Source organism: Tenacibaculum profundi (assembly GCF_057162725.1).
The window spans coordinates 1,582,140-1,595,742 of record NZ_CM169894.1 but is presented as its reverse complement, the minus strand read 5'-3'; the positions used below and the strand labels follow the sequence as shown (position 1 = coordinate 1,595,742).

Here is a 13,603-nt window from a genome sequence, read left to right as displayed (position 1 = left end):
AAAAGATGAAATTACCTGTAATTAAACATTTAACCTCTTTTATTGAAGAGAATGATCAAGATTATGTTCTTGAAGCTATTGATACACTTGAAGCCTTAACAGAAGTTCCTTCTTTAAAAGATGAAGAGCTAGATGTAATTGGTGAGTTAATATCAAATATGTATGGGGCTGTTGAGGTTTCAAAAATGATCAAGGATGGAACATCTAAGAAGGAAGCTCTTAATAACTTTATGCAACGAGTTTTAGGTTCTATAGATAAATAAACAACCGACCAAAATCGGTTGTTTTTTAATTATCTATCCGGTGTGTAATTTTTCTATTGGTAATAATTGTAGTTAAGGCAAGACCTAAAGTAAATCTTTTGTTATTAGATATTGAAGAAACTCCATTAAAACTGTATATATTACTTCCCAGGTTTACAGCTCCTGAAATAGGTATTTCATCATTAAAATTACCATCATTATCCGTATCTACTATAAGACGGAGGTTTTCATTAGAAACAGCTGTTATTCCGGTTAAGTCGAATCTCATATCGATATTTCCTACATCTATGGGGCCACCAGAAGTATTTGTTTCACTAACCCTCCACGTTCTTAAGAGTCTGTTTTTTATAATGCTTGGAGCATTTAACCCAGTATTCATTTGTAAGGCTCCGTTGTCATGCCCCCAAATAAAAAATTCATTGTCATCTAAGTTTGTTGGATTTAATACCCTTATGATTCCAGTTCCTTGAGAATCGTTGTGTAGATTTGAGGAATTTACTCTTCCTATACCAGCAACATCATGGTCATAGTTTCCGTTGCCTGTATTGTCTTCGTTATAGAGGTCGTTTTGTGATAAAATGAAATCGTATTTAGCAGCTAAATAGTTTTGAATAATTATAATTTGTGCATCATTTATTAGTTGGTCAAACATTATGATTTCAGCAATATTCCCATTAAAGTAATAGTTGGGAGTATTTGATTCATTTCGCCCTGCACCAATTCTAAAAGGGCGCGAGTTGTTTATAGTCATTGTTTGGGAGGACGTAGTATAATTGTTATTGTTAATCGATAAGTTTTTTTCACTTGTATTTCCATTATATCTAAGCATTTGTGAAGACCAATTTCCAGCGGTATTAATATTTCCTTCGACAGTTTGCCAAGGAAAAGTATCTCTTCCTGTCCAGAAAGACCAATTATTAGTATTTGGTCGAGAATACAGTATAAACCCTCTTGTCGCTGTTCCTGAAGGGTCGTCTCTATTTGAAAGAACAGCTTTGTAAGTTCCAGAACTTGCTACTCTTACAACCGAAAAAATAGTAAAAGAGTTGGGACTTAAACGACTTTGATAGGCAAGTTCAAAATAATTACTCGAATTGTTAAAGCTAAAAGAAGGGTAGTTGTTAACTGAGTTTGTATTAAAGACAGCACCATTACCAGTATTAAAATTATGTCCATAGCCAGAAGCATCATTCCAATTATTTGTGGTTGTTCCATTAGTTAAGTTTACGTTATTGGCGTCTAACCATAAAACCAAATTAGAGTTTCCAATGTTATTTCCAATACCACCAGGCCCAGTCTGAGCAATTAAGGATGGAGAAAAAAATGTTAAAAAAAGAATTAAATATTTTGTTGTATTCATTTTATTCGATTTTAATATACTTCTTCGAAGCAATCATAAAAGGGGAAGTTTCTTTATTAAAATATGAAGGCGTTTTAATTTATCACCCTATGTGTAATTCTTTTATTTGTTATAATAGTGATTAAAGCCAATCCTAAAGTAAATCGTGTATTATTAGATATTGAGGAAATATTGTTAAATGCATAAATATTATTTCCCAAATTAACTGCACCAGAAATTGGTGGATCATCATTAAAGTTTCCATTATTATTAGTGTCTATTAAAAGGCGTAAATTATTGGTAGAAATATTTGATAATCCGGTTAAGTCAAATCTCATTTCAATATTTCCAACATCTACGTCTCCCCCTGAAGTATTTGACTCACTTACTCTCCATACTCTAGTGAGTCTATTTTTAATTGAGCTAGGAGTATCTATATTTGTATTCATTTGAAGTGGCTGATTATCGTGTCCCCAAAAAAGAAATTCATTATCATCTAGATTCGTTGGATTTAAGATTCTAACAATCCCAGTTCCTTGAGAGTCATTATGTTGATTTGATGAGTTTATTCTTCCAATTCCAGCAACTTCATGATCATAATTACCAGCCCCTGGTTCATCTTCATTATAAATATCCATTGAAATGCCAATACTTCCATATTTTGCAGATAAGTAATTTTCAATAATAATTTTTTGAGCAGTATTTATTTGTGAATTAAAAAAAATGATTTCGTAGAAATTACCACTTGCTTCATCTGTGCCATTAGAATTTCGTCCAATTCGAGCTACTGGAATCCCTGTTGTGGCAGAGCCGATATTGATCGTATGTGAGTTATTGTTAGAGCGAACTTCTAAATTTGAAGATGTTGAGGATTTATGGAAAGAAATAATAGCGTTTATACCAAAAGGACTAGGTATATTAGTAACATAATCTGCAATTCCATACCTCGTAAATCCTATTCGGTTTCTATTAAAGTGTTGTTCGACTCTTAAAGATGCTGATGAGTGGTCAAATAAAGAATTTGCATTTCCATCATTTACAGTATTAACTACAAAAAATACGCTTGCATTTCTGAAAATGCCTGATAAAGAACTATTCATAAATTGTGCTGTACTTAGGCTAGCATTAAAATTTACAGCATCAAATGCACCGATATCACTAAATGTAGGTCTATTGTTTCCTGATTGTGTGAAATGATTTGAGTTTCCACTAAAGTCCGCCCAAGTCGATACGCTACTACCGTTTGGTGGATTATTGGTTAAATCGTTGTCTGCATTTATGTCGTTTCCTCTAAGCCAAATATCTAGTGAAGATGTGCCATTTCTAAGCCCAACCCCACCAGGTCCAGTTTGAGCGAATGTGAATTGTAAAAGAAACAATGAAAGGGAAAGAAGGTGTTTTTTTTTCATTTAATAGACAAAATTCAAAAATTAAGTTTTAAAAATATACTTTTTTTTGTTTAAAAAAAGAAAAAATGTAATTTTATATTCTGTTTTACAGTGTTTTATGTTTTAAATAAAATTATGAGATTAAAATTATTGTTTGCAATTTTATTGCTAGGTTTACATATGTCCTTTGCTCAAATAGACGCTAGGGCTCTAACGGTTTTACCCACTGCTACTATGAGTGAAATGAATTCAACAACAGGGGTTAGTATAGGATCAATTTTATATAATACAACCGATCAGAAGTTGTATAGATATACGAGTACAGGTTGGCAAGTAAATGCAGATGATCAGAATGCTTCAGAAGTTAGTGTTATCACTCCAGTAGATATGGATAATGTTACAGGTGATCCCGGAGCAGGCAGTGAATCAACAATAGAAGAAGTGGTACAAGCAATTGCTCCTATTACTTCGAGAGCTGCTCGAGTCTTTTATCCACCATCAATTGCCATAGATGCTAGTACGAATGGAACCTTTGCGTTGGACTTATACAATGAATATACGGCTCAATTTGCTTCTCCAGTTGCTAGAAGTACAGGAGCTCCAAACGCAATACCTACCTATGCAGCAACAGATTTATATTACTACGTAACTCTTGCTGATTCAAGTGTATTTGACACAGGAACCATGTCTATTGATGGAAATGGTGTGTTGACTTATACAATCATAGGACAACCCACTGATTTAAATGCTTTGATAAACGTTGTGTTTGTTGTAAAGTAATTTAGTGTACCTATCTAAAAATAAAATGAGTCTCTATTTTTAAAGGCTTATTTTATTTTTTAATGATGTGTAAGTCTAGTAATAATATCCTTGTGCTTTGGGAATAATTCAATCAGTTCTTTTCTTTTCGGCAAAATGAAATCATTAAAATCGAATCCAGGGGCAACAGTACAACCAGTAAATGAATAGGAGTCGCTATTGATTACTTCTGCAGCAAACCAATAACCAGCAGGAACAACAAACTGCGGTGTTTCATTAGCTTCTATATTATTACCTATTATAATGAACGAATAGGCTCCTTGGGGAGAAATCATATGCAGTTTTAATGAACTCCCTCTGTAAAAGTGCCATATTTCATCTTGGTTTATTTTATGAAAAGCAGAAAATTTTTCAGAAGTCAATAAGAAATAAATTGAGGTGCTGAAGTTCCTGTTTCCTTGGAATTTATTAGGTAAATTTTTGTTTTCAATTATTCCTTCACTTCTGTAGGTCTCTCTAAAATAGCCTCCTTCTGGATGTTCAGTTAAATCAAATTTAGATATTAGTTGTTCAGTTGTCATTTATAGTATTGTTTGGTTCGTTAGCTTTTTTTATAATGGCTTTGAGTCTTTCTTTTCTTTGTAGCTTTTCTGATTTTAGCTTATTTGCTTTTTGTTTCATTAACCTACTATGTTTTGCTTTGTTTGCAGTATTTTTTTCTTTTCCTTTTTTACTCATTTGAATACTGTTTTTGAATACTTAATAAACCTAAAAATGTTAGTGTTCCATTGAGAATTAAAATAAAAAAGCCAAAATCAAAATTTAAATATATTTTACTATAATCACTAATAAGATAGGTGAGAAATGGAGAAATCAAGCAAATGAAAGGAACTAAATTATCTTTAATTTTTAACTTAGTAAATAAACCGAAAGCATATAGTCCTAGTAAAGGACCGTAGGTGTAGCCAGCAAACTGAAATATTTTAGCAATTACGCTTTCATCTGCAATAAAGTATTTAAAAATAAGAATGGTAGCAGCTAGAATAAAAGAAAAGATGATATGAATTCTTTTTCGAATTCTTATTTGTTCTTTCTCGTCCTCTTTTTTATCAATTTCTAAAATATCGATACTGAAAGAGGTCGTTAATGAGGTTAACGCACTATCAGCACTTGAATAGGCGGCAGCAATAAGACCTAGTAGAAAAAATAAAGACGTTGTAACACCAAGTTTACCACTCATGGCCACAAGCGGGAACAATTGATCTTTGTGAGCATCTATTTTGATGGCTTGCGCATAGTCGGTCAGTAAAACACCTAAAGAAAGGAAAAAGAAATTCACGATGACAAGAACTATGGTGAACCAAAACATATTTTTCTGAGCATCTTTTAAGTTTCGACAAGTCAGGTTTTTTTGCATCATATCTTGATCTAATCCTGTCATAACAATAGCTATAAAAGCACCTGAAAAGAATTGTTTCCAAAAGTAATTACCAGCTTTAATGTCGTCAAAAAAGAATATTTTAGATAGTTTGTTTTCGGATACATATGCGAATAAATCATCTATTTGTAACTCTCTTGAAATCATTGCAATACAAACTCCTACAGAAATTAACATGAATAGTGTTTGCAAAGTATCTGTCCATACAATGGTTTTTATACCTCCTTTAAAAGTATAAAGCCATATCAACAAAATGGTAATGATCACGGTAATCCAAAAAGGAATTTCATAGGTGTCAAACAAAATCAATTGTAACACATTTGCAACTAGAAACAACCGAAAAGAAGCTCCAATTACTCTTGATAGTAGGAAAAAAGAAGCACCAGTTTTATAAGAAAATGTACCAAAGCGATCTCCTAAATAAGTGTATATAGAGGTTAGGTTTAAACGATAATAAAGAGGAAGAAGAATGAGACCAATAACGGTATAACCAATAACATAGCCAAAAACCATCTGCATGTAGCTCATTTGTTGTCCTTCGACCCAACCAGGAACTGAAATAAAGGTAACTCCAGAGAGCGACGCACCAATCATTCCAAAAGCTACTAAATACCACGGTGATGAATTGTTAGCTTTAAAAAAAGTTGAATTATTTGCAGACTTTCCAGTAAAAAAGGAAATTCCGATTAGTACGCCAAAATATCCAAGTATTAATAAAATTATATGAATTGATTGCATATAGCAGAATTACAAGTTATGAATAACGAATTTACTAAATTTGTAATTCATTTATAATCATATTATAAATCAATAATAATATCTTCTGGTTTTTTTCTAACTTTTTGTAAATCTTTCATAAAGCAATCCTCAGCTCTAATGCCAACAGCAAGTATTAATACAGATTTTAAATTTAAACTATCCAGACCAAGAACCTCGTCGTATTTCTCTGGAGAAAAACCTTCCATAGGACAAGAGTCTATTTTTTCATTAGCAGCAACAGTCATTAGGTTTCCTAATGCTAAATAAGCCTGGTTTTTCATCCAATGAAAAAGTTCATCAGCTGTTTTGCTTGAAATACTATTTGATAACATTTTTTTAAAGGGCTCAATTATATTATCTGGAGTATTTCTTATCTCTTTGACTAATTTAAAGTATTCATCAACTTCTTTAGTTGATATTTGTTTAGGTACCGTTATAATAAATAAATGAGAAGCTTGACCAATTTGTTGTTGATTCCACGAATGTTTAACTAGTTGAGCTTGTATTTTTTTATTACTAAGGACAACTAGTTTATAAGGTTGCAAACCATAAGAGGTTGCAGTTAGGTTAAAAGCATCTTTTAAGATATTGATTTTTTCTTCTGGAAGAATTTTACTGTCATCGAATTTTTTTACGGCATAACGCCATTTTAAATTTTCAATAATATTACTCATTTACATAGTATTTGGTTTCTTAAAAAGAATTCAGATTTTTTAAATGCTACCATAAAAGTATTGCAAATAATAGTGATTTTCTAGTTTTTGCAAGGGAAATTATTTTTTTTTGTTTTTTTTGTTTTTAAATTGTTGTTTTTTAGTAATTTGACTCGTAAAAAACTATGAGGGAAGAATTACTACATTTTTTGTGGAACAATAAATTTTTTTGTACCAGAAAATTAAAAATTAATTCTAATGAAAATTTAGAAATTATTAATACAGGATCATGGAATAATAATAGTGGCCCTGACTTTTTAAATGCCCAAATCTATTTAGATAACCAATTATGGGTAGGAAATATTGAAATACATGTAAAATCTTCTGATTGGTATACTCATCAACATGAATTGGATACTAACTATGATGCTGTAATTCTCCATGTTGTTTGGGAGTATGATGTCGATGTCTTTATGAAAAACCAGAAGCTACTTCCAATCTTAGAGTTAAAAACAGTTATAGAGCCTAGAATTTTGAGGATTTACGAAAAACTGATGCGTAAAGAAAATAAATGGATTCATTGTCAGAATTCTCTTTATGAAGTTGGAGATTTTATTTTTAATAATTGGCTCGAAAGACTCTATTTTGAAAGACTAGAAAGAAAAACTATAGCCATACGTAGGCTGCTTTTACAAACTAATAATGATTATGAAGCTGTATTATTTTATTTAATTGCAAAAGGTTTTGGTTTAAAGGTAAATAGCGAAGCTTTTTTAAAATTAGTGATGTCTTTTCCATTCAAAGTTTTAAAAAAAGTAAGATATAGTAATTTGCAACTCTCAGCATTGTTTTTTGGTCAGGCAGGTTTTCTTGAAGCTAATAAAGATGAAGTTTATTACAATAGGTTAAAAAAGGAATATAGTTATATTAAAATAAAGTATGGTTTAAAGCCAATGAAATGTGAATATTTTGAGTTTTTTAGAGTTCGGCCACTTAATTTTCCTACAATTCGAATAGCTCAGTTAGTAGCTTTAGCTCATAAGCATTCCAATATGTTTTCCAAACTCATTAAAATGGATGATGTTGACAGTATTTATCGTTTTTTTTCTGTGGAGTTAGACGACTTTTGGAAAGAACACTATACATTTGATACCTCAAGAAAAAAAAGGGATAGGTCGATTTCAAAATCTTTAGTAAATTCATTGATTATCAATGCTATTGTGCCTATAAGGTTTGTTTTTATGGAAGAAAAAGGATGTTCGGATATAGAGCAATTACTTTATGTTTTAAATCAAATAGAAATAGAAAAAAATGTCATTGTTTCGAAGTTTTCTGAAATTCGTACTTTCGAAAAAAGGGCATTAAGTTCTCAAGCCTTAATTGAGTTAAAAACAAACTATTGTGATCATTCCAAATGTCTCAAATGTGCTATTGGTAACCATATACTTAAAAAAGAAGCATAAAGGTTAAATAAAAATTTTAATTTATAAAACTATAATCACTTCTTTTTGTTTAGTAAATTGCTCTAAATTTATTTGGATTTGCTTCATGCATGATCTCATAAACTTTTTCAAAAACATCTTCAGCTGAAGGTTTTGAAAAATAGTCTCCATCGGTCCCGTATGCAGGTCGGTGCTCTTTTGCAGTCAGAGTGACTGGTTTACTATCCAAATATTGATAAGCATTCTGTTTTTCTAAAATTTCTTGCAATAAATATGCAGAAGCTCCACCAGGAACATCTTCATCAACAATTAGTAGCCTATTTGTTTTTGCTATAGATTTAACAGTATCATGATGAATATCAAAAGGCAATAAACTTTGAGCATCTATTACTTCTGCATTAATTCCAACTTGTGCAAGATCTTTAACTGCTTCGTCAACAATTCTTAATGTCGATCCATAAGAAATAATAGTTATATCTGTTCCTTTTTTAGTTACTTCAACCACACCAATAGGTGTAGTAAACTCTCCTAGGTTACTTGGGAGGTTTTCTTTTAAACGGTATCCATTTAGGCACTCAATAACTAAAGCAGGGTCGTCCCCTTTTAACAGCGTATTGTAAAAACCAGCAGCTTTTGTCATGTTTCTTGGTACTAGTACATGTATTCCTCTAACATTATTTATAATTCCTCCCATAGGCGAGCCAGCGTGCCAAATTCCTTCTAACCTGTGTCCTCTTGTTCTTATTATTAGAGGAGCTTTTTGTTTTCCGAAACTTCTATAATGTAGCGTTGCAAGATCATCACTAATTATTTGAAGGGCATACAATAAGTAGTCTAGATATTGAATTTCCGCAATAGGTCTTAGTCCACGCATAGCCATTCCAATACCTTGGCCTAAAATAGTAGCTTCCCTTATACCCGTATCCGATACACGCATTTCACCAAATTTTTCCTGTAAGCCTTCTAGACCTTGATTAACATCACCAATATATCCAGCATCTTCACCAAAGATTAGGAGTTCAGGATGTTTTTTTAGAGCAGCTTCAAAATTATCACGCATGATTATTCTAGCATCTACTAGTTTTTCTTCTACCGTGAATTTTGGTTTAATTTCAGGAAATTTAATTGGAGAGTTTTCTGTTTCACTTAAAAGTAAAGAAGAATATTTGTAATGAGCTGTTTCTAAGGAAGATTTAATGAATTTTTGAAGTTCTGATTTTTCACTTATACTTTCATCTCTTAAGTATCTTAATGCTTTTCTGGTAGTACTTAAGACATCTTTACGAATTGGTTCGTTTATTGTTTCAAGATCATCTTTTAGTTTAGTAATAAAAGTTCCATTACTACTTTTTTCTGAGGCTTTTTTAAGAATAGAAATAGCAGTTTTAGCTTCTTTTTTAATTTCTTCTGTAAAAGCAGTCCAAGCATCTCTTTTGGCTTTTGAAACATCTTTTTTTGCATTCTTATCTATATTGATTAATTCTTCCTCAGAATCAACTAGTCTCAAGACATTACCATTTTCATCTTGTAGTTCGAATTCAAGAATCCATTTACGCATTTTAGTAATGCAGTCATATTCTTGTTCCCATTTTAGTCTTTCTTTTGTTTTGTATCTTTCGTGAGATCCAGAGGTAGAGTGCCCTTGTGGTTGGGTTAATTCTTTAACATGAATTAGAACGGGGCAATGCTCTTCTCTAGCTATTTTTGCTGCTGTGTTATAAGTATCTATTAATTTTACATAATCCCAGCCATTGATAACAAAAATTTCATATCCTTTTTGTTTCTTGTCACGTTGAAACCCTTTGAGTATCTCTGAGATGCTCTCTTTTGTTGTTTGATGCTTTGCATGTACTGAAATGCCGTATTCATCATCCCATACACTCATTACTATTGGAACTTGCAATACACCTGCGGCATTTATAGTTTCAAAAAAAAGTCCTTCACTTGTACTAGCATTCCCGATAGTTCCCCAAGCAATTTCATTTCCTTTGTTCGAAAATAAAGTATTGTTTTTTAGTTCCTTAACGTTTCTGTATATTTTTGAGGCCTGAGCTAAGCCAAGTAAGCGAGGCATTTGCCCAGCAGTAGGAGAAATATCCGAAGAAGAGTTTTTTTGCTTAGTTAGGTTTTTCCAATTTCCGTTTTCGTCCAGTGAATGTGTAGCAAAATGTCCCCCCATTTGACGTCCTGCAGACATTGGATCAGCTTTAATATCAGTATGTGCATACAATCCAGCAAAAAACTGTTGAGGCGTGAGCTCTCCGATTGCCATCATAAAGGTTTGGTCTCGATAATAACCTGAACGAAAGTCTCCATTTTTGAAAGCTTTTGCCATCGCTATTTGAGGAACTTCCTTACCGTCACCAAAAATCCCGAATTTAGCTTTACCAGTTAAAACTTCTCTTCTGCCTAATAGGCTACATTCTCTGCTTATACGAGCAATTCGATAGTCATTTAAAACCTCGTTTTTAAAATCGACAAAAGAAAGTTTTTGGTTATTAGCTAGTTCAGTGTTTTCTGTCATGATAAGTCAAAATTATGGGTGAGAATACAAAGATAGCTTTTTTAATTGAATTTTAAAAATACATCTTTTTATTAAGGATAATTCAAAAATAAGAGGATATTTAGTGTTTTATTGAGTAATTTTCAATTTTAAGGGGGTTGTGAGCAAGTCGTAATATGAAAGATTCTAGTATTAAGTTAGTTTTAAAGGGTTAATAGTCTACAGAATACCCCTTCTAATGAAGTTATAGATTCGATCAAGATTAGTTGTAATGACAAATTTTACTTTAGTAGGGTAAGCAGATTTACTAATTTCCCAACCTTGATTTGAATATATAGGAAAATAGAATTCAAATATATTGGGAATAAAATTAAGCCTAATACCGTTTTCGTAATAAAATTTTGGATTGCTAGTTTTATTTTTTAACACAGCAAAATCATTATATACTTCAAACCATTTCCATAAACTTACGCTCGTATTTGCAGCGAGTATAAATTGATTTGCCGTTTGTGGCTCAAGATAAGTAGATTTGAAGCCAGCATCTGATATTATAAATTGCTGGCTAAAAAGACCAGAACTCTCTGAACGACCAAAAAGATTTTGTTCAAATAAGTAGTCAGAGCTTCTATTTAGTCCGAAACTAAAATAATCACCAACAGACTTATTAGACAGGAAAAAACCTCCAAAAAGTCTTAAGTCAAAACTTCTTTCATCATCGAAAAATTTTAAATAACGAATATCAGTTGAAAATTTTGTAAAATTATTAGCAAGTTCAAAGTTAACAGCATATTGAAGCCGTTCAATTATGTTTGGGTTATTGTAAATATATCTAAAATTTAAAACTTTATACCGATCCTGTTCTGTAATAGGGTTTTCTACCGGAATTGCTTTTTTGATGTAAAAAAGACGAGAGGTTAACGTTTTTGACCCAACATCACGTAATGTTTTTCTTCTGAATGACACACTTATATATGGTGTGAAAGTATTATAACTTAGTTCAGGAGCATAATGAAAATTACTTCCATTTATACCATATCTGATTCTATATATTGAAGAGGTTTCAAGAAAATGGTTGTATGCAATGGAAAATGCACCTGTGAAATTTTTACTACGAGTACTGTAATTAGGTGTAAGCGTAAAGTCCAAATTATGAGGTATAATTGGTTGATTTTTTAATCTTACACCCAATATTATTCCATCATATAAGTTATATTTTACATCAGGATAATAGAAAATTTGGTTGTAATAAGGGTCTTCAGCGTCTTGAAAAAAGCGAAATTGAAGAGGTTTGTTTATTAATTTATTATTTGTTTTTCTGAAATTATCCAGAGAATTATGCTCAGGATAGGTGTTTTCATAGTTAAGTGCAAGTTTGTTGTAGTTGCCTTTTTTTATCGATATTGTTTTGCTTTTTTTTATACTCGGAATCCATTGTTTGAATTTTATTTGTTTTTTGTTGATCCCGTAAAGTGCAACTGGAGCTGGAAAATTTCTTTTATTTTTGATGGTTACTTTTAAAGAGTCTTTAGATTCTTTAACAGATGTAATTTTATAATCAATTTTTTTAGCCGTTGTTAAATAATCTCCGGTAAACCAATTAAGATCTTTTTGGGTGTTTTTTTTAAGTATAGTTAAAAAATCGGAAGAAGAGCTCAGTTTTAAATGATTTCTATATAAAAAAGTTCTTATGGACTTTTGAAGAATATTATCATCCAAATAATCCTTTAAATATCTAAAACCTAGTCCAGATTTGTATTTGCTAACCACTTTTCTGTTGAAGTTAGATAGAGAATCGGCAGGGGTTTTCAGAGGCTGATCATAAAATTTTCGAGCACTAAATTGATAGATGAAAGGAAATTTATCATTCTGTTTGAGTTTACTTAAATTGTAATTTTTTATGGGCCAGTAATTAGAATATTTACCTAATATAGTTACGTTAGGGTAGTATTCTTTTAAATATTCCATCATTAAAAATGTTTCTAATCCATCTATAAACCAGTAATCTTCTCTTTTATTATGAATCAGAATATCATTGACATATTTAGAGCTTAAGGAGTGAAAAAAGTTGATGTCCCATCTGAAATTTAAGGGAAAAGGCTTAAGCCAACTAGGTAGTCCGTATAATTCTCGAAGGGTGTTTTTGTTAATGGATATTCTATCGACAAATATTTCGTTGTGAGGATGTTTTCCTAAATATTTTTCTATAAACTCAATTTGTTTAGTAATTATTTTTTCTGAATCTTCAATTGTTATTTTTTTATCAAAAGCATCGGTTTTTACTTCTTGGGTTTTGGTTTTTAGTGATTTAAATCTATTTCGAGAATCGATACTTAAGATAATGTCTTTTTTTTCTTTACCAACAAGTTGATACATTATTGAATTTTCTTGATTGGTTTTGTATTGATATAGATTACTTTCAATGTGGTATTTTTTTGGAATCTTAATTTTTATATTGTAATTAGCGATATCTTCATACAAATCATCCATATTTAGGTTACTCATTAAATGCCATTTTTCATTATAAACAGCAGGGACAATTTGCCAAAAGCGAAGATGATAGCCTGTTTTTGTTTTTCCATAACCAGTGAATTTTGAGTCAGGAACTTTTAAAGAATAAAATAACGAAATAGTAATGCTGTCTTTTGGATGTAAAGGTTTATTAAGTGTAAGTTCAAGAATATCCTGTTGTTTCGGAAGTTCTCTGAAATTTATGGGCTGGTAATTAATCGTTAGGTTTTTAATTTTAGAATAACCTCTTTCTTTTTTTTTGGAAAAATAAAAGTTTTTTTTATAGTCTTCAACAAATCTTTTACCTAAGGGAGTGCTATTATTTGAAAAGCTGTTCCCCCAATTATGGAGATATACTTTATTAAGAATGTCTTTTGAATTATTTTTATAAATAATTTTTTGTTGTATTTCAAAAGTATGGGTGCTATCTATTAAGACGATGTTGGTGAAAATCTCATTTGCTTGAGAGAATAGACTCTTTGTTAATAGAGAAAAAATTAAAAATGTAAGAAGCCTATTCGTCATGTTTTAAGGGTAAAAAGCTCATTCTC

Annotated in this window: 11 protein-coding genes; 3 read left to right on the top strand and 8 right to left on the bottom strand. The window is 31.2% G+C overall.

The annotated features are described in order from the left end of the window. Nucleotides 1-5: 5 nt before the first annotated feature. A complete protein-coding gene (locus AC2GW8_RS06490) occupies nt 6-263 on the top strand; it encodes a DUF6952 family protein (RefSeq protein ID WP_440881955.1) in 258 nt (85 codons plus the stop codon). 25 nt (nt 264-288) lie between these two features. On the opposite strand, the gene AC2GW8_RS06485 is transcribed toward AC2GW8_RS06490, so the two are convergent. Together AC2GW8_RS06485 and AC2GW8_RS06480 are read right to left on the bottom strand one after the other, a co-directional pair. Continuing rightward, nucleotides 289-1,623 carry a DUF8202 domain-containing protein gene (locus tag AC2GW8_RS06485; RefSeq protein WP_440881954.1) on the bottom strand — a complete coding sequence of 445 codons (1,335 nt, stop codon included), beginning with the start codon at nt 1,621-1,623 and terminating at the stop codon, nt 289-291. 74 nt (nt 1,624-1,697) lie between these two features. Beyond that, nucleotides 1,698-3,011, bottom strand: a complete 1,314-nt coding sequence (locus AC2GW8_RS06480) for a DUF8202 domain-containing protein (RefSeq protein WP_440881953.1) — start codon at nt 3,009-3,011, stop codon at nt 1,698-1,700. 114 nt (nt 3,012-3,125) lie between these two features. Between AC2GW8_RS06480 and AC2GW8_RS06475 the strand changes: the two genes are divergently transcribed. After that, nucleotides 3,126-3,770, top strand: a complete 645-nt coding sequence (locus AC2GW8_RS06475) for a hypothetical protein (RefSeq protein ID WP_440881952.1) — start codon at nt 3,126-3,128, stop codon at nt 3,768-3,770. A 59-nt stretch (nt 3,771-3,829) separates the two neighbouring features. Here AC2GW8_RS06475 and AC2GW8_RS06470 read toward each other — a convergent pair whose 3' ends face one another. The 4 genes from AC2GW8_RS06470 to AC2GW8_RS06455 all read right to left on the bottom strand — a co-directional run bounded on the left by AC2GW8_RS06470 (nt 3,830) and on the right by AC2GW8_RS06455 (nt 6,620). Beyond that, nucleotides 3,830-4,330 carry a cupin domain-containing protein gene (locus AC2GW8_RS06470; protein ID WP_440881951.1) on the bottom strand — a complete coding sequence of 167 codons (501 nt, stop codon included), beginning with the start codon at nt 4,328-4,330 and terminating at the stop codon, nt 3,830-3,832. Further along, a complete protein-coding gene (locus AC2GW8_RS06465; protein ID WP_440881950.1) occupies nt 4,320-4,487 on the bottom strand; it encodes a hypothetical protein in 168 nt (55 codons plus the stop codon). Before AC2GW8_RS06465 ends, AC2GW8_RS06470 begins: the two co-directional genes overlap by 11 nt. Continuing rightward, entirely contained in the window at nt 4,480-5,925 is a 1,446-nt protein-coding gene (locus AC2GW8_RS06460; RefSeq protein WP_440881949.1) for a sodium:solute symporter, read from the bottom strand. The genes AC2GW8_RS06465 and AC2GW8_RS06460 overlap by 8 nt, the downstream gene beginning before the upstream one ends. A gap of 62 nt (nt 5,926-5,987) precedes the next feature. Next, the gene (locus AC2GW8_RS06455; RefSeq protein ID WP_440881948.1) at nt 5,988-6,620 is read right to left on the bottom strand and encodes an NAD(P)H-dependent oxidoreductase; all 633 of its coding nucleotides are present in this window, start codon (nt 6,618-6,620) and stop codon (nt 5,988-5,990) included. A 164-nt stretch (nt 6,621-6,784) separates the two neighbouring features. Here AC2GW8_RS06455 and AC2GW8_RS06450 point away from each other — a divergent pair, with 164 nt between their 5' ends. Beyond that, nucleotides 6,785-8,062 carry a DUF2851 family protein gene (locus AC2GW8_RS06450; protein ID WP_440881947.1) on the top strand — a complete coding sequence of 426 codons (1,278 nt, stop codon included), beginning with the start codon at nt 6,785-6,787 and terminating at the stop codon, nt 8,060-8,062. A 49-nt stretch (nt 8,063-8,111) separates the two neighbouring features. Here AC2GW8_RS06450 and AC2GW8_RS06445 read toward each other — a convergent pair whose 3' ends face one another. Continuing rightward, nucleotides 8,112-10,565 (bottom strand): alpha-ketoacid dehydrogenase subunit alpha/beta, encoded by a 2,454-nt coding sequence (locus AC2GW8_RS06445; RefSeq protein ID WP_440881946.1) that lies wholly within the window; start codon nt 10,563-10,565, stop codon nt 8,112-8,114. 198 nt (nt 10,566-10,763) lie between these two features. Further along, entirely contained in the window at nt 10,764-13,577 is a 2,814-nt protein-coding gene (locus AC2GW8_RS06440) for a gluzincin family metallopeptidase (RefSeq protein WP_440881945.1), read from the bottom strand. Nucleotides 13,578-13,603: the final 26 nt, after the last annotated feature.

What these genes read in the sequence shown, in the direction of transcription:
- AC2GW8_RS06445 (WP_440881946.1), bottom strand. Translation starts at nt 10,565, where the DNA reads ATGACAGAAAACACTGAACTAGCTAATAACCAAAAACTTTCTTTTGTC.
- AC2GW8_RS06455 (WP_440881948.1), bottom strand. Translation starts at nt 6,620, where the DNA reads ATGAGTAATATTATTGAAAATTTAAAATGGCGTTATGCCGTAAAAAAA.
- AC2GW8_RS06440 (WP_440881945.1), bottom strand. Translation starts at nt 13,577, where the DNA reads ATGACGAATAGGCTTCTTACATTTTTAATTTTTTCTCTATTAACAAAG.
- AC2GW8_RS06480 (WP_440881953.1), bottom strand. Translation starts at nt 3,011, where the DNA reads ATGAAAAAAAAACACCTTCTTTCCCTTTCATTGTTTCTTTTACAATTC.
- AC2GW8_RS06470 (WP_440881951.1), bottom strand. Translation starts at nt 4,330, where the DNA reads ATGACAACTGAACAACTAATATCTAAATTTGATTTAACTGAACATCCA.
- AC2GW8_RS06465 (WP_440881950.1), bottom strand. Translation starts at nt 4,487, where the DNA reads ATGAGTAAAAAAGGAAAAGAAAAAAATACTGCAAACAAAGCAAAACAT.
- AC2GW8_RS06450 (WP_440881947.1), top strand. Translation starts at nt 6,785, where the DNA reads ATGAGGGAAGAATTACTACATTTTTTGTGGAACAATAAATTTTTTTGT.
- AC2GW8_RS06475 (WP_440881952.1), top strand. Translation starts at nt 3,126, where the DNA reads ATGAGATTAAAATTATTGTTTGCAATTTTATTGCTAGGTTTACATATG.
- AC2GW8_RS06485 (WP_440881954.1), bottom strand. Translation starts at nt 1,623, where the DNA reads ATGAATACAACAAAATATTTAATTCTTTTTTTAACATTTTTTTCTCCA.
- AC2GW8_RS06490 (WP_440881955.1), top strand. Translation starts at nt 6, where the DNA reads ATGAAATTACCTGTAATTAAACATTTAACCTCTTTTATTGAAGAGAAT.
- AC2GW8_RS06460 (WP_440881949.1), bottom strand. Translation starts at nt 5,925, where the DNA reads ATGCAATCAATTCATATAATTTTATTAATACTTGGATATTTTGGCGTA.